Annotated in this window: 15 protein-coding genes and 1 tRNA gene; 5 read left to right on the top strand and 11 right to left on the bottom strand. The window is 47.9% G+C overall.

What is annotated here, in order from left to right:
* Positions 1 to 50: 50 nt before the first annotated feature.
* Entirely contained in the window at positions 51 to 341 is a 291-nt protein-coding gene (locus OEY58_18515) for a hypothetical protein (GenBank protein MDH5327450.1), read from the bottom strand.
* A 210-nt stretch (positions 342 to 551) separates the two neighbouring features.
* Here OEY58_18515 and OEY58_18520 point away from each other — a divergent pair, with 210 nt between their 5' ends.
* Both OEY58_18520 and OEY58_18525 read left to right on the top strand, forming a co-directional pair.
* On the top strand, positions 552 to 2,135 hold the full coding sequence (locus OEY58_18520; GenBank protein MDH5327451.1) for a hypothetical protein: 1,584 nt from the start codon (positions 552 to 554) through the stop codon (positions 2,133 to 2,135).
* Positions 2,136 to 2,206: 71 nt separating this feature from the next.
* Positions 2,207 to 2,740, top strand: a complete 534-nt coding sequence (locus tag OEY58_18525) for a hypothetical protein (protein ID MDH5327452.1) — start codon at positions 2,207 to 2,209, stop codon at positions 2,738 to 2,740.
* 157 nt (positions 2,741 to 2,897) lie between these two features.
* On the opposite strand, the gene fusA is transcribed toward OEY58_18525, so the two are convergent.
* The 7 genes from fusA to OEY58_18560 form a co-directional block, all read right to left on the bottom strand.
* Positions 2,898 to 4,982: an elongation factor G gene (fusA, locus tag OEY58_18530; protein ID MDH5327453.1), complete on the bottom strand. Its 2,085-nt coding sequence runs from the start codon at positions 4,980 to 4,982 to the stop codon at positions 2,898 to 2,900.
* 384 nt (positions 4,983 to 5,366) lie between these two features.
* The gene (locus OEY58_18535) at positions 5,367 to 5,573 is read right to left on the bottom strand and encodes a VCBS repeat-containing protein (protein ID MDH5327454.1); all 207 of its coding nucleotides are present in this window, start codon (positions 5,571 to 5,573) and stop codon (positions 5,367 to 5,369) included.
* A gap of 142 nt (positions 5,574 to 5,715) precedes the next feature.
* Complete coding sequence (locus OEY58_18540; GenBank protein ID MDH5327455.1) at positions 5,716 to 7,485, bottom strand: sel1 repeat family protein; 1,770 nt, start codon at positions 7,483 to 7,485, stop codon at positions 5,716 to 5,718.
* Positions 7,486 to 7,530: 45 nt separating this feature from the next.
* A complete protein-coding gene (locus OEY58_18545) occupies positions 7,531 to 7,977 on the bottom strand; it encodes a substrate-binding domain-containing protein (GenBank protein ID MDH5327456.1) in 447 nt (148 codons plus the stop codon).
* An 11-nt stretch (positions 7,978 to 7,988) separates the two neighbouring features.
* Positions 7,989 to 9,113 carry a hypothetical protein gene (locus OEY58_18550; protein MDH5327457.1) on the bottom strand — a complete coding sequence of 375 codons (1,125 nt, stop codon included), beginning with the start codon at positions 9,111 to 9,113 and terminating at the stop codon, positions 7,989 to 7,991.
* Positions 9,114 to 9,585: 472 nt separating this feature from the next.
* Positions 9,586 to 9,659: transfer RNA gene (locus tag OEY58_18555), tRNA-Gly, on the bottom strand.
* A gap of 209 nt (positions 9,660 to 9,868) precedes the next feature.
* A complete protein-coding gene (locus tag OEY58_18560) occupies positions 9,869 to 10,132 on the bottom strand; it encodes a hypothetical protein (GenBank protein ID MDH5327458.1) in 264 nt (87 codons plus the stop codon).
* A gap of 148 nt (positions 10,133 to 10,280) precedes the next feature.
* Between OEY58_18560 and OEY58_18565 the strand changes: the two genes are divergently transcribed.
* Together OEY58_18565 and OEY58_18570 are read left to right on the top strand one after the other, a co-directional pair.
* Positions 10,281 to 11,708 (top strand): DUF853 domain-containing protein, encoded by a 1,428-nt coding sequence (locus OEY58_18565; protein MDH5327459.1) that lies wholly within the window; start codon positions 10,281 to 10,283, stop codon positions 11,706 to 11,708.
* A gap of 124 nt (positions 11,709 to 11,832) precedes the next feature.
* The gene (locus tag OEY58_18570; GenBank protein MDH5327460.1) at positions 11,833 to 12,228 is read left to right on the top strand and encodes a flagellar basal body-associated FliL family protein; all 396 of its coding nucleotides are present in this window, start codon (positions 11,833 to 11,835) and stop codon (positions 12,226 to 12,228) included.
* 33 nt (positions 12,229 to 12,261) lie between these two features.
* On the opposite strand, the gene OEY58_18575 is transcribed toward OEY58_18570, so the two are convergent.
* Positions 12,262 to 13,941 carry an AMP-binding protein gene (locus OEY58_18575; GenBank protein ID MDH5327461.1) on the bottom strand — a complete coding sequence of 560 codons (1,680 nt, stop codon included), beginning with the start codon at positions 13,939 to 13,941 and terminating at the stop codon, positions 12,262 to 12,264.
* 400 nt (positions 13,942 to 14,341) lie between these two features.
* On the opposite strand from OEY58_18575, the gene OEY58_18580 reads away from it, so the two are divergent.
* On the top strand, positions 14,342 to 14,995 hold the full coding sequence (locus OEY58_18580; GenBank protein ID MDH5327462.1) for a hypothetical protein: 654 nt from the start codon (positions 14,342 to 14,344) through the stop codon (positions 14,993 to 14,995).
* A 1-nt stretch (position 14,996) separates the two neighbouring features.
* Here OEY58_18580 and OEY58_18585 read toward each other — a convergent pair whose 3' ends face one another.
* Positions 14,997 to 15,326: a hypothetical protein gene (locus OEY58_18585; GenBank protein MDH5327463.1), complete on the bottom strand. Its 330-nt coding sequence runs from the start codon at positions 15,324 to 15,326 to the stop codon at positions 14,997 to 14,999.
* A gap of 272 nt (positions 15,327 to 15,598) precedes the next feature.
* The gene (locus tag OEY58_18590; GenBank protein MDH5327464.1) at positions 15,599 to 16,117 is read right to left on the bottom strand and encodes a methyl-accepting chemotaxis protein; all 519 of its coding nucleotides are present in this window, start codon (positions 16,115 to 16,117) and stop codon (positions 15,599 to 15,601) included.
* Between the last annotated feature and the right edge of the window lie 451 nt (positions 16,118 to 16,568).

Genomic DNA, 16,568 nt, shown 5'->3' on the forward strand with positions numbered 1-16,568 from the left:
CACGGCTACACATACCATGCTATTCTATTTTATTGATTTAAAAGAGATTACTAGACCGTCTGGTCGGGAGGAGCTCTGCTGCTGTAACCCTGTTGGGAAAAGATGGATCGTGAGCAGATTTGAATTTGTACCAAAGGCCATTGCAAGGCAGCGGCGGCTGAAGGTAAAGCGGGTGGAACCAAGGCATCGCCCCAGTGCTCAACGGCCAGGCAAATTTGGCAATTGAGGGATTTACCCATGACTAAATGGTGGGTGGAAACGGACAACAGCAGGTATTGGGTTGCCAGAAACAAACCCAACAACAACATCAACCCCCGAATTTTCAATTTGCGATAGTCCACAGTGCCGTTCTTTTTTATAGCTTATGTTGCTGGAGCCTAAGGAATTAAATCGGGAAAATCAATGCCCATAATTGGTTATTTTCTATACATTTCATTATTGAACATAAGCTTATCGACATAACAAATTTGTGATGCAGCTCTCAAGTTAAATTCCCAGCGGACGATTTTTAACTTATCTGTGACATTTACAGCTTAGGTGTAACATCCGCAATGGCAATTCTACTCACAACTCCAGAACAACGGCTTTCCCAAAACTCGGAAGTTATATTGAACGGCAAGGACATTAAGCTGTGGATTTCACAGCTGCCCACCACCAATATAGCCGCCACAGTGACGGCGCTGGACAAAGCCATTTGCGGCCTCAATGAGCTCCTGCTAAATGATCGCGATCGCTTCGCACTGCTGGAGATCTATCACGAAGCCTACGACGCTATTCTGCAAACTTATGATGAAATGCGCCTAAAACAATTAAAAGTCACTCCCATGGAACGAATGAGTTTGGCCAAACAAATCATGTGGTTGTATGTGAAGCTGGGGCACGGCTATAAGATAATTGTTAAAAGCGCCCATGAAAACGGCATCAACCCGAAAAAAGAAACCTATGTCCTCACCAGTATATTCCGCTCCATGGAGCTCATCTGCCACAGCCTCATGTTTTCCAAGCGCTGTCACACCAACCCTCCGGTAAAAGCCTTGCTGGAAATCAACCAATTGCTGGCGTATGCCGAAAAATTTGATGCCCATACGCTGCCCATACGCGCAGTAAAAGGTTATGCAAAAACGCCGACCGCAGCCTCGTTTCACGCCCTAATCCAGCTAATGGATCTGATCGACCCGGATTCCCTGGATTCCTTACAGATCCAAACACTGTTTTTTTCCCTGCAGCCTTTTTGCCTTTCCTGTCGGTATACGAGAGACTTCGTCAAAGACGCCAATTATAACTACAGTTTCCATTTGGATGAGGACCGCTGTGTCAAACCCTGCGCCGCACCGGACCAAAGTGAGTCCACACGCTATCTGGTCTTAGACGATTGCGTAAAAGAACTGCAGAATTGGCTTGACAGTAACCAGGGCGATGACAACTTCATGATCGAAACAGAACTGCAGCTGTTTCCACAGTTATTATCCCAACTGGAACAAAATCGCCATTCAGCAATAACCGTACAGCAATCCGAATCCCAACCCATACAAGTGGGTCAAAGCGTTCGCATTGCCACCGGGCTGGTTTCCATTCAAAGCTTACTCATTAGTGAATTGGCTCATTTACCGGTTAGTGCCGGAGAAAAGCTGCAACAGTGGACCGTCAACAAGGTGACCGCACACGGTTGCGAACTCATTAGAAAAACCGGTTTGGACGATGAACCCATCTCCTTGGGCGATTGTGTCGCTGTTGTCTGCCGAACCCAAAGCGAAGCCAAACTGACGGTTAAAACGGTTGCCTTGATCCACAAGGCTGAACTGTTAGCCGACCAGCATATATCCATCCACATTGAGTATTTGTCTGAGCATGCCACACCAATCGGTTATCACTTGGACAGAAACAAACCGGGTAATGATGATCTGTACAGCGGTATCCTGATGCCGCGGGGATCCGCCATGTGTCACCAACCCTATTTAATCATTAACAAAAAACACTACCGGGAAAATCGCAATTACAGCATTAAACTACCGGACAAAGTGATTCATATACACCCGAAAAAACTCATTATGAACACTGTTCACTACGCGATTTTTCTATATAATACGGTGAATGAATTAAGCGACGCATCAGAGCTTATACGACATACCGCCTGACGGTGACTCGCTGCGAACGCGCGGGTAACCACATAAAGAGGGCTCCAGCCCCATTCTAAAAGGTCCGCAACTTGAGCATACGGCCCAAACCCATGGCGTTGCCTTACTGGACACTTATCTACGCTGCACTGTTTTGTCTCCCACCCCTGACTCACGCCCGCTGCGATACCACACCAGCCTTGTACCAACAATTTAAAAGTTACCGTGAAAGTCTCAATACGGCGGATCGTTTCGAACAGATCAGCTCTTTTTTCAGCAAAGACCTTAGCCGTTATTACACCGAAAAATTAGACCAGCGATTAAATAAAGGTGACAAGCAACGTTACCTCAACCAATATTGGGATAATCTCAACATAGGCAAAGACATTGTCATTGTGTACCGGCAGCGGGTCACCTGCACACAACAAGGTCCAGTGCTGAAATTATTGGCCATCCTCAATACCAAACCGGACCCCCGAGGCCTTGTGGACTTGTGGGATGTCACGGTTCACTTTGTCTATGAAAATGAACAGTGGCTGATACAGAGCCTGGAATATGAAAAAAATCGCTCCCATACCCCGCTACGAACAGAGGCCATCGTCGATAATTTTATTACACTGCCCTGAACCAATCGGCTATATTCCCGTTAGAGCTGGTTTTCGACCGAAATTGATTGGAGAAAATTGCCCGTTGGTGAATCGGCGGTGAGGGATAAACAGAAGCGCATAAAAAAACCGGGTTAACACCGCTAACCCGGTTTTTAATGTGCGCGTAAACCTCGCGCTATTTCTTGGCGTTACGCTCCCGGGTTTCCTTAATGACCTCTTCCGCCACGTTCTTGGGGCAGGCCATATAGTGGGAAAATTCCATGGAGAACTGACCTCGACCGGAAGTCATGGTACGCAAATCACCAATATAACCAAACATTTCACTCAAGGGCGCTTCCGCCTTGATGCGTACGCCGGTTACATTCGCTTCCTGAGCCCTGATCATGCCACGACGACGGTTCAAATCACCGATAACGTCACCCACATGATCTTCGGGCGTGTACACGTCCACTTTCATAATGGGTTCCATTAACTGCGGACCGGCCTTAGGCATAGTCTGGCGATAACCGGCTCTGGCAGCCAGTTCGTAAGCAATAGCTGAGGAGTCCACCGGGTGGAAACCACCGTCCATCAAATATACTTTGAAGTCCAAACAGGGATAACCGGCCAGAACACCTCGGTCCATGCTCATTTCAAAACCCTTTTGTACTGCGGGCCAGAATTCACGTGGGATATTACCCCCGGTTACCTTCGATTCAAACGCAAAACCGCTACCGGGTTCACCGGGCTCCACCACATAATCAATTTTCGCAAATTGACCGGAACCACCGGTTTGTTTCTTATGAGTGTAAGAATCTTCCGTTCTCTGAGTGATGGTCTCGCGATATGCCACCTGGGGCTTACCCACTTCCACATCAACACCGTGGGTCCGGCGCAGAATGTCGATTTTGATATCCAAGTGTAACTCACCCATGCCTTTGAGGATGGTCTCGCCGCTGTCCTCATCGGTTTCAACTCGAAACGAGGGATCTTCCGCAATCATCTTACCCAGGGCAATACCCATTTTTTCCGAACCGCCTTTATCCTTGGGCGCGACCGCGATAGAAATAACCGGATCCGGAAATACCATAGGCTCCAGTGTGGCCGGGTTTTTGGGATCACACAGGGTGTGGCCTGTCTGCACATTTTTCATGCCAATGACCGCAACGATATCACCTGCCTGGGCACCGGTAAGCTCCTCACGGGAGTCCGCGTGCATTTCCACAATTCGACCGATACGTTCGGTTTTACCTGTGAAGGTGTTGAGAACAGTGGTACCTTTTTCCAAACGGCCGGAATAGATACGAATAAAGGTCAAAGCACCGAAACGGTCGTCCATGATTTTGAACGCCAAAGCCCGCAGGGGTTTGTCGGGGTCAACGATGGCAACATTCCCGGTTTCCTGGCCATCCAGATCCACTTCCGGCTGCGGTTTAACTTCCATGGGGTTGGGTAAGTAATCCACAACCGCATCCAGTACCAATTGCACGCCTTTGTTTTTGAAAGCGGAACCACAATAGGTAGGGAAGAAATCCAGGGCAATGGTCCCCTTGCGGATACAGCGCTTGAGGGAGTCCACGTCGGGCTCTTCACCTTCCAGGTATTTTTCCATGAGATCATCGTCCTGCTCCACGGCAGTCTCAATGAGCTTTTCCCGCCACTCTTCGATCAGGTCCGCCATATCAGCAGGCGGCTCTTCAACTTTGAAGTTCAAAGGATCGCCGGAACCGTCCCATACCCAGGCTTTACGGGTCAATAAATCGACCACACCGACAAAATCTTCTTCTATACCGATGGGCAGGGTCATCACCAGCGGATTGGCACCTAAAACATCTTCCACCTGTTTGACGACACGATAAAAATCCGCGCCCATGCGATCCAGCTTGTTAACAAAAATAATACGGGCGACTTCCGATTCATTAGCGTAGCGCCAGTTGGTTTCAGACTGGGGCTCTACCCCACCGGAGCCGCAGAAAACGCCTACGCCGCCATCCAATACCTTCAGGGAACGATACACTTCAATGGTGAAGTCCACGTGTCCCGGAGTGTCAATAATGTTTAAACGATGCCCATTCCACTCACAAGTGGTCGCTGCAGACTGGATGGTGATACCGCGCTCTTGTTCCTGTTCCATAAAGTCCGTGGTAGCGGCACCATCGTGAACTTCACCGATTTTATGAATTTTTCCGGTCAGCTTTAAAATTCGTTCTGTGGTTGTGGTTTTACCGGCATCCACATGGGCGAAAATACCGATATTTCTGTAAACGTTTAGATCTGCCATGTTAGTACTCTAAAAGTTAAATAATTAAAGTTAATAAAATCCAATTGTCGCCCCGATTGCTTCACCACGAATTCGATGGCTGCGCAATACGAATTCCTGCGAAACCGTATCCGCATTAAACAGCATTCACGCTTACCTTGGAATCTTCTTAAAAGCAAGGTAAGCAGAACACACGATTCAATCGAAGCGAACTTCAGTGAAGGTTGATCACTTAATGGAAGACAAGTGCACCAAACCGGGCATTATAACCCAAAGTGGGGTTATTTGTGCACCTAGGAATACAAAATGTTTGCCAAAAGCTCACCGTTAACTTTATGAAAAGCCAACGGTGAGCAAACAAACATATCACTGGGTTTTTATGTGTCTTTAACTTGAAAAATAGTTTTACTTATTTAAATACAACAAGTTAGACATGATTGAGCTTCCAATTAACACATCCACATCACCATCCAAATCACCCAAGGCTATGGAAGGACCACTGGCAGTACTTAAACTTTGCCAATCGACAAAATTGCCACCATCATTTCGATACAAGAAGCCGCATTGGCCACTGTTTGCGGACACCACATCCAGGTCTCCATCGCCATCCAAATCACCTAGCGCAACGGCGCTAGTGGAATGATTACCGCAACCGATTGGCTGTTAGTAGCACCCAAGTCCCGCCCCGAATCGGCACCCCCCCCCTGACCCATCATTTACATCCATTTACTTGACTTCTCTTGTTTGAACGAACCTAGAAACGGCTGTCCCGTCCCAATACGATTTTTGCTTGCGTATGCCCTTGACGCGCCGCCTCACCATACCATTTTTTGGCTTTCGCTTTGGACCGAGGCAAACCAACACCGTTGTGATACAACTGTGCCAACTCGAATTGTGCTGCCGCATTACCGTCTTTTGCTGCCTCTTTTAGCCAGCGTGCGGATTTGGTGTAGTGCTTTCGCACCCCGAGGCCGGATTTCAACATCATGCCTAAATGATATTTGGCAACAGTGTGCCCCTTCCTCGCCGCCTTTTCGATCCAGGCATAGGCCAATTTTGTATTATTGGCAACATCTTCCCGATTGAGGTACTGCGTACCCAGGGCAAACTGAGCATCCCGAAAACCGTTTAAACTGGATTTCTCCAACCAGGCCAACAGGCGTTCGGCATTGGGGTTTTGGATTTTGCCCTTAAGATACATTTCCACCAATAGATCCAAAGCCTCGGAATGATTGTTAACCGCCGCATTGTCCAACCACTTTATGGCTTCACTGTATTGACCTTGCTGATTATAAATACTGCCAAGAAAATATTGTGCATCCGCGTGCCCGTTACTGGCAGCTTTGGTCAGCCAATCATACGCCGCGCCATTATCCTCAGACTCCGGCTGGTAATAAATCATCCCGGTGTGATACTGGGCCTTGATGTGATTTTGATCTGCTGCCTGCTTCAGCCATTTCAGCGCCGATGCTCTATTTTTTTGTAAACCGTTTTTGCCGTATAAATACATCAAACCCAGATTAAATTGGGCTTCCTTGTCCCCATCCTTAGCCGCCTGCATAAATCCTTTTTGTGTGGGTTTTTTACGCTTGGCTTCAAGCTGTGCCACCAACGGCAACGCCGCTTTACTACCGTTGTTTGCCGCCTCAAAAAGCCACTTTTCGGCTTTTACCGTATCGCGCGCAACCAGTTTGCCTTCCAGATAAATGTTGCCTAGAGAATATTGAGCCTCTGCCCAACCATTCTCCGCCGCCACTTGAAACCAATCTATGGCCTTATGGATATCTTTGGGATGTGCCGCAGAACCTTCCAAAAACAGTTTTGCCAAAGCCGTCTGCGCTTGGCGGTCCCCTTTTAACGCCGAGGCCTGCAAAGCGACAAATTTCCCAAGAGCACTGTTACTGTCTTTACCGGGGTTCTTGCTACCGGCCGCTTGCTCAGTTTCTTCCTCTTTGAGCAGTTGTGCCAGGAGCATAGAAGCGGAGGCAACTTTCTGCTCACCGGCCAGTGATAAATACTTTTTTGCTTTTTGAATGTCTTTCTCGACGCCAATTCCAAAAGCATACATCTTTCCCACTTGGTATAAAGCGTCCGTATGAAAATCATCGGCCGCAGACTTTAACAAACCAAATGCTTTTTCAGGATCTCGTCGGACTTTTTGCGTCCCTTGCACATAAATCATCCCTAACATGTATTGCGCCGCGTTATAGCCGTTATTCGCCGGGTCGCGTAACCAATACAGTGCACTATCGTAGTCCGAACCAGTCCCCAGACCTTCGAAATATATGGCTCCCAACTTCAGCTTTGATCGCAGATGTCCGAGTTTGGCCGCCTCGGTGTACCAATGAACAGCTTTGTCATAAGCCTGACCCAGTGAAAACTTCTGACCCAAAAGAAAGTACGAAGTCGCATCCTGAAACTTGACGGCTATCTCCTTCAAGTCCTCATCGGCGGCCGCATGAGAAGAGTACCAATAAAACAAAACCAAAACCCACAAAGATAAAGCCTTTCTATCATTGCTCATTAGATAACTCCTTCACGGATCAATACCCTATTTCCCTGCACTCAATCAAGGGGACTGCAACGTCAACACTACCCGCAACCCCTTCGACGCCCCTAAAGAACTCTTGGGAATATAGCCGATGGCTTTGGGGTCACGTTTCACCATCTTCTTCACCAGGTTGGCACTTTTAGTTTTACTGGGATTCTTAATGGTATTGGTGATTTTTCGATTCAACTCTGCGGCCGCCTGCTTTTCAGCACTTTCACCGAATATCGCCTGACTGAAAACTTCGCGAGCATCATCATCAACCGGCAAATGGAACACGGTGATTTGTTCGCCATCACTCCAAGCCGCCGTGATATCGGCATAAATGTTTTTAATCTGTTGCTTGCTGACAGACTGAGTGTTGTCGGCATTAACGATGACAACAACGTCTTCCGCCGACTGAACCGCTGAAACCCATAGGGATGCGCTAACGAATAAAGATATTAATACATTTTGATTCATATTCATTTGTCTGCTCCCTAGTTACCCAAATACAAAACGACACTACCGATAATATGCTCATAGTTTTCATTCGCCACCTCGTCGGACACCGAGTGGCGCTCTAATTTGAAAACAATGGACGGGTTAACCTGGTAGTTGACAAACACGGAATTAAATATGATGTCATCTTTCGTATTACTGTCTTCCTGGTAAAAATCGTAGCGGTAACCTAGAGACAATTTGTGCAGCTCATAGATTGTTTGCATATAGTATCCGGTTCGGTAATATTCGGCTGCGGCAGTTGGCAGGTATTGCCCTTTTGCATATTCCCCCTGAAAAGTAAATCCACCGGTTTTAAACTTAAAATGCGCCCCTGCTGCTTTTTTACGGATACTGTTAGTCGCATCCACAAGGATCGTATCTTCATAGCTGCTTAAACCGAATTCCAAATATTTGAACTGCGGGAACAAGAAAGAGATCTTGGTCCCGACCGCTTTTTCGCTGTTGGTATCTTTTTTTCCTGAGTTACCTTCACCGTTACCATAATAGGCATCGTAGTTAATAAATGCGCCGCTCAAAGAAACGGTACCAAACAAAGACAAACCATCCACCACTTGCGGAAAGATCTCGCGAATATGTTCCGGACGTAATTGCGTCGGAGTAAAGGAGGGATAGTGATCGACGGACCAAATGCCGGCCGGCGTAAAGAAACGCCCGCCACGTAAATTCATCTGAGCATAGGGTGAATAAGTAAAATTTGCCGACTCCAAAAAAATCTTCCCATAACACCCTTTACATGGAGAGTCAGTCGCATCGCGGCTAAACTCCACAAAGGGTGCGTCTTCGTATTCGATTTCGGAAAAAAACTTCCATTGGTCTGTGACATTTTTTTCAAAGAATAATGACATGTGGTGCAAACGAAAACCGGGATTGGCATTTGCCTGTGAATTATCGTGGTACTCAATATCCGCGTAGCCGGAGATTTTCATCTCATTAGCGGAAGCAAGATTATTTTCCTCAAGTTGATCTTGAAGTATGGATATTTCCTCTCTTAGCTCGCTGATTAATTCCTGAGTATCCGGGTTTTGGTTTGCCCATACGGACAAAGGCAGAAAGAACACGGCGCTATACGCACCCAGGCTTAGAACATTGGCTATTCGCATACAGTTTCTCCTGGCGTTACGGCATACCAAGCAAAGAAACAGCCAGAGCAAGATCATGAAGCGGCTCGTCCGGAGTAGGACGACAACTCCGAGAGGAAAAACGCCGGGCTTACAACAACTGTTTTCTTACTACTGATACATCGATTTATTTACAGCTAAATTTAATGATTAACATTTCGAAACGGATTCTAGAATACGAATATACCTAAGTATGTCAAGCATGAGATCGGCCTGACAACACAAGAATGTGTGATCAGTCGCAACGATAAACCCCTACTTATTATGGAACTCCAAAACGGATTACGTAGGTCCCGGAATCATCGCATTCTCTGTAGTCCTAATGCCTACGTAGACAGAGCGTTCAGCATGACCGGAACAGGGGTGTGGAAATCCATTCGCAACGTTTATTGGATAACCGCAAACAAGATTTACCGCTTGGAGGGAATTCCCGGGTAATACGTTTTGTGGAAATTGGAGCGGGTGAAGGGAATCGAACCCTCGTCATCAGCTTGGGAAGCTGAGGTAATGCCATTATACGACACCCGCTTGAACCGCGCAGAGTTTACTTGAAAAACAGCCATCAAGGAAATACGCGGCGCTGCCAAATCAAAATCGGCATCAATAAAGCAGTGTCGCGCCATCTTACCCCCAGCTTTCGATAGAAGCACAAACCACTACACAGCCCACAGGGATTGCTGCTCGCAGGAAGGCCTGGAACAAAGCCAAGGCAGCGAGCAACAATTAAAAGAACAAATTTAGTGGGATGTACCGGAATCCGCTGATGCGACGGCAGCCAAAACACCTACTGTAACCGCACCGACAAGCACCATGGTAGTGGTACTCATGGCCGCCCCGGCACTGCCGGCATGACCGGCAACAGCATCATCCGTCTGAACCACAGGCGGTGAATTGATGGCGCCGGCACCGATTGCCGCAGCCAGTTGGATTTCCTCCCCGGCAAAAACGGTTTGAACACTTGTAACTAAAAGAAAAATAACTGGAAATATTACTTTTTGCATTGCCCCTACTCTCACTTCTGTAAAACCCAAGACTTGAATATGCCCTGAGCAAAAAATAATGTCAAATGGGACGTTTGAACGCCTGTGGATTTACGGTATATTCCGCCAAATTCTACGGATTAAGGAAGAGCCCCCTGTGAGCGAAACAATCTACTTAGGCGCCAACCCGCAAATCGGTTCCAGTGTTTCTTTGGCACTGCCCATGGCCAATCGCCACGGCTTAGTGGCCGGAGCCACGGGCACCGGTAAAACGGTGACATTACAAACCCTGGCGGAGGGGTTTTCCCAAGCCGGCGTACCTGTATTTCTGGCAGATGTAAAAGGAGACCTATCCGGTATGGCTCTGCCTGGCCAGGCACATGCGAAAATATCCCAACGGGTAGAGCAATTGGGCCTCAAGGACTACCGTCAACGCCCTTTCCCTGTTGTTTTTTGGGATTTATTCAACCGGCAGGGGCATCCCATTCGGGCCACAGTTTCGGACATGGGACCGGCTTTATTGGCCAATCTACTGCAATTGAATGACACCCAGAGTGGTATCCTGCAAGTCATCTTTAAAATAGCGGATGATGAGGGCCTGTTGTTGTTAGACAGCAAGGACTTACGCGCGCTGTTAAGCTGGGTCATAGAAAACAGCAAGGAACTGAAGTCTGAGTACGGTAGTTTGAGCAGCAGCAGTGTGGCCGCGATTCAACGCAAACTCCTTGCTCTGGAACAACAGGGCGCCGAACAGTTTTTTGGCGAACCGCAAGTGGAATTGCGCGACCTCATGCAAACGGATTTCTCCGGCAATGGTGTCATCAGCATCCTGGATGCCACAGATCTCATGCAACAACCCAAACTGTATGCCATGTTTCTGCTGTGGTTGATTGCGGAAATGTTTGAACAATTACCGGAAGCCGGTGATACAGACAAACCCAAGTTAGTGTTTTTTTTTGATGAAGCGCATTTATTATTTGAAGATGCACCTAAAGAACTGAGTGATAAAATCGAGCAAGTGGTTCGACTGATTCGCTCCAAGGGCGTAGGCATCTACTTTGTCACTCAAAGCCCGTTGGATATACCGGAAAACATCCTGGGACAATTGGGTAATCGGGTACAGCACGCGTTACGGGCATTTACCCCCAAAGATCAAAAAGCCGTTCGTGCTGCAGCACAAACCTTCCGAACCAACCCCAAGCTGAATACGGAAACGGCAATCACTGAGTTGGGTGTAGGCGAAGCACTGGTGTCCGTGCTGGACCCCAAGGGTACTCCCACTCCAGTAGAGCGCATCCTCATTTGCCCGCCCCAATCTCAAATCGGCCCATTAACGGCGGAACAGCGACAACAACAGTTACAGAAGTCACCGTTTAAAGGCCGTTATGATGCCGTGATAGACCGGGAGTCCGCCTACGAACGACTCAAACAAAGAGCCGAATCCACTCATCCGGAGCGACAAGCGACAGCCACTCGACCCCGCGGCCGTCCGCGCCAAAGCGTGTTTGAGGCCATGGCCAAGAGCGCGGCCCGGGCCATCGGCAGCTCTCTGGGCCGACAACTGGTCCGAGGACTGCTGGGATCCCTGCTGAAATAAATAACGATACGTGAATTCACAGCCAGGACAGATCATTTGTAAATTAATTGTTTGCAGTGTTGCTCTAAACATAGCCATATTGGACTCGATATATCCCTAAGCGATAACAATCTTGAGGTCCAATATGAAAATGCGTTTTCTGATGTTTGCTCTGCTCACCTTGATTTGCGCACCGAGTTTTGGCGCCGGTGGTGGTGGTGGCAATTCCTTATACCTGCCTCTGGGCTCGCCCTTTGTTGTCAATATCAAAGACCATTCCGGTATTCGATTTCTACAAATCACCTCAGAGGCCAGACTCACTGACCCCGCTGTAGGTGATGAAGTTAAGCATCACATGGCTTTAATCCGCCATATTATGATCATGTTGTTTAGCCAACAAACACCACAGAGCATTGGCAATCTGGAAGGGAAAGAAAAGTTGCGCGAGCAAACCCTGGCGGCGGTACAAACTGCATTACAGGAAGAAACCGGTAAAGATCTCATTGAAAACATTTATTTTACCGGTTTTGTCGTTCAGTAATTCCCGTTCTACCCCAAAACACGGCGGCAGCTGTTAACGCAGTTGCCGCCGTAATATTTTACCCACATTGGATTTGGGCAGAGAATCGATAAATTCCACCTGTTTGGGAACCTTGTAGGCGGTCAAACCCTGCTTGCAATGTTCACGAATTTGGTTTTCTGTTAAGGCGGGATCTTTCTTGACCACAAATGCCTTCACCACCTCTCCGGATTTTTCATCCGGCACACCGATAACCGCAACCTCCAGTACCCCCGGATGTTCCACAATAACGCTTTCCACTTCGTTAGGATAAACGTTAAAACCGGAAACCAGGATCATGTCATCCTTACGTTCCAGAATTTGCACATAACCATTTTCATCCATAGTACTCATATCGCCGGTATGGAACCAGCCGTCATCCTTAAGTACTTTCGCCGTCTGTTCCGGTCGTCCCAGGTAACCTTGCATCACTTGCGGTCCCCGCACACAAAGCTCACCCGGCTCACCCGGCGCTAACATATTCCCTTGATCATCCTGTATGGAGCACTCCGTTGAGGGAATAGGCAAACCGATTTTACCGTTGTATTGCGCCATATCGATAGGATTGATACACACAGCCGGCGAGGTTTCGGTCAAACCATAAGCTTCCACCAACACATCGCCGGTCACTTCTTTCCAGCGTTCCGCTACCGCGCGCTGCACGGCCATACCTCCACCCAGAGTGATTTTTAACTTGGAAAAATCCAGCTGCGCAAACCCCGGTGTATTCAGCAAGGCGTTAAACAAAGTGTTTACCCCTGTAATGGCCGTAAAAGGCAATCCCGATAACTCTTTGACAAACCCTTTGAAATCCCTGGGATTGGTGATCAGATGAATTCTAGCGCCGATTTTCATAAAATACAGGCAGTTAGCTGTCAGGGAAAAAATATGATACAGGGGTAAAGGAGTCACAATCAGCTCTTTGCCTTCCTCCACATGCGGCCCCAACCAGGCAGATATTTGCTGTAAATTGGCCACGATATTGCCGTGAGTGAGCAATACCCCTTTGGACTCTCCCGTAGTGCCGGCCGTATATTGAATGAACGCAATATCCTCAGCACTCAAGTCCACCGCTTGTAAATTCCGGCTCGCACCTTCATCCAAAGCACGACTAAAAGAAATACTGCCGCTCAATTGAAAAGCCGGTACCATTTTCTTAATGTGTTTGACCACAAAATTCACAATAGCGGATTTGGGAAAACCCAATAAATCCCCAAGACGTGTGGTAATAACCGTTTGAACCGCTGTGTCCGGGATAACTTGCGCCAGGACATGACAAAAATTCTCTAATATGATTATGCATTTGGCACCCGAATCATTGAGCTGGTGCTTCAATTCTCTTGGGGTGTACAAAGGATTGATATTGGTCACTGTCACCCCGGCCCGCAAACAACCGAAAATGGCGATGGGGTATTGCAAAACATTGGGCATCATAATCGCCACTTTGTCGCCGCGTTTTAGCCCCAGAGACTGCAAATAAGCAGCGAAATCCTGAGTCAAACGTCCCAGTTCGGAGTAACTGATACTACGCCCCATATTGGAAAAAGCGGGACTCTCACTGAAACGCTGCGAGCTTTGCTCCAGCACCGCAACAATGGACTGGTACGCGTGAATATCCACTTCCGCAGGTATGCCGTGTGGATAGGACTTGACCCATATGGGCTCGTCAGAAGCCGGTTGTCGTTTTGTATCCATAATTATGCACCCGATTTAGTCAAACGGAGACGCCTCTACACATTTACCTCTACATACCATAAGAATAGCATTATTGGCTTTCCCATACGGAAAGCACGGCTAAACCCGTTGAGCCGTTCCCTTAAATATAGCTCAAAAAAATCAACAAGTTCCCGTCCAGAGCTCGGTGCCGTTATAGCTGCCCCAAACCCACACCACGAGATAATTTCCACACTGCCGGTTTGCAGGTACAATGGCTTTGTTTTCCAAGGTAAGACCGGTTTTTCTTGTCTGCGGATGGAGCGGAAGCGCAGACAAAACCAAGCCATCACAAAAAAATCAAAGTCACCCTGATTGATTCATGAAGAAAATCAGAGGTCTAACGATAACCGCGGAAATGTTTGATTTAAGGGGGCACTTTATGAGGCAAGCGATTGCTGTAAGCTTTACCCTGGCGGTGCTGGTGGGATGTACCAGTGACCCAGGTAACGACACCAATTCAACCGGGAAATCCGCCGGACCCAACGCACCGACATTGCAGGCCATCGGCACTAAAACCATCATTGCCGGAGACACTTTGAATTTCAGTGTCAGCGCCAGCGACTCGGCTAACCGCGCATTGGTATTGACCAGCGACGGTTCCGTGGGTAACGGTCCCGACCCGTATCTGGAAGGAGCCGGCTTTAGCAGCAACAGTGGCACGGGTAATTTTACCTGGCCAACCAACAGTGAGACCATCAGCTACGACTACCAAATCCAATTCAGTGCCACCAACTCTGCCGGTTTTAGTGACAGCGAAACTATCACTATACGGGTACAAACCAACTCTAACTTATACAACCAAGGACGTAACACATTCACCGGCAATTGCGTTGGCAGCACCTGTCACCGGGATGAAGAAAACGCCACTTCCAGAGGTTCATCGGTTCTTTGCAGTTCAGCATCGCTGATAAAAATCTGGACCGACGGTTTTAACCCTACGCTAATGCCAACCATATCGCTGAGTGCGGCTCAAGTGGAATCGGTATCGTATTATTTAAACAATGTACGTCCCAACCCCTGTTTGGGTTTATGATTTAGCAATCCTGCGGGCGCACGTTGAATAAATAGTTGGAGATAGCGGCTTCCTGGTCGGCATCAAAGTTAAACGTAGGCATACTGAGACCGGAGCCAGGTTCCGTTGCGAATTTGATCGCATCCGCTGTAGTACACAAAACACTAAAGCCGTTAGTGACACTATTATCATCTTCGCTAATGTGACAACCGCTTTGAGCGCAATTATCGTTATACAATGCCTGACCGATTTCAAACTGGGTTGGATTGTATGGAGGACGATCATCCTCGCCACCACATGCCGCTATTATTAACACCACCAATACAGCCAGAATAGAAATCCAAGTACGCATACACATCCCCCTAACAATTCAGCTGCCGTAAAATTGCGATGGAAAATAAAATAGAAAGATACTACCGGCAGGAATCTTATAGTAACAACTAAATATAGTTTTTAGAATACGGAGCGCAGATATATTCCCCAAAATGTGCGCTGGTTCTACAATCGTCTTTCGACCGCATACAATTAGCAATTGTAGATACCATCTTGATTACTCTATCGCAACTCCAAAAAAAACAACAGTGATTCGCTGTAATTATCAGGTCAGCAGAAACGGGAGATCATCTAGTTCTGCAGTACTTTTTGCATGGAATAGGCGGCCAATTCCACTTCTTTGGCAGTACCTGCCAAGCTCCCGGACAGTTCAAAATTACTTTGCGCCACTTTTTGTAAAGCGGCCACCGCAAGATTGATTTGCTCCACCCCACCGGCCTGCTCCTGTGAACTCACGGATATATCGCCAACCAACAGCGATGTTTTTTCGATTTGCGCCACCAATTGCTCCAGAAATATCGCGGCATTTCGCGCGACATCCACGCTATCGGAAGCAAGGGCTCGAATATTCTGCGCGGCAACTTGTGACTGCTCTGCCAGCTTACGAACCTCCTCAGCCACCACCGCGAAGCCCTTACCATGATCGCCGGCCCGCGCCGCCTCAATCGCTGCATTCAAAGCCAGCAAATTGGTTTTATAAGCAATATCTTCAATCAAGCTGATTTTGTCAGTGATATGGATCATAGCTTCCAGGGTATTTTTCACCGCTTTGCCGGCCTGGTGCGATTGTTGTGAGGCATCACGAGACATGTTGTTGGTAGTTTGCGCTCCGTGGTTATTATTTATAATAGCCGCTGCAATCTGCTCCAAGGAGGCACTGCTTTGTTCCAGGCTGGCGGCCTGATCTGCCGCACCCTGGTGCAATCGTTCCGCCATGGCGTGAATACCGCCTGCCGCTTCTGATAAAAAAGTAATCTGTGTACCCGCAGTGTTCAGTATTGTTTCCTGACGAGCACTTACATTGCGCAATTCCTGCATCATGGCTTCCTGCAGCAAAGTCTCACGCTCTCCTTTATTGCCGATGTAAATCAGCACAGCGGATTCAAACGCCACATAAAACCCATGCAACAACACCATCCCAAACTGGGAAACATCCGGCATCACATACACAGGAAATCCCGCGGCCTGTAAAAAGAAAAAACAAACATGATGCAGGACAATTAAGACAGCCGCACAAGCCACCGGCAGCCAGTCGCGATAA

The organism is Gammaproteobacteria bacterium, from assembly GCA_029882975.1.
Lineage (GTDB): Bacteria > Pseudomonadota > Gammaproteobacteria > SZUA-152 > SZUA-152 > JAJDNG01.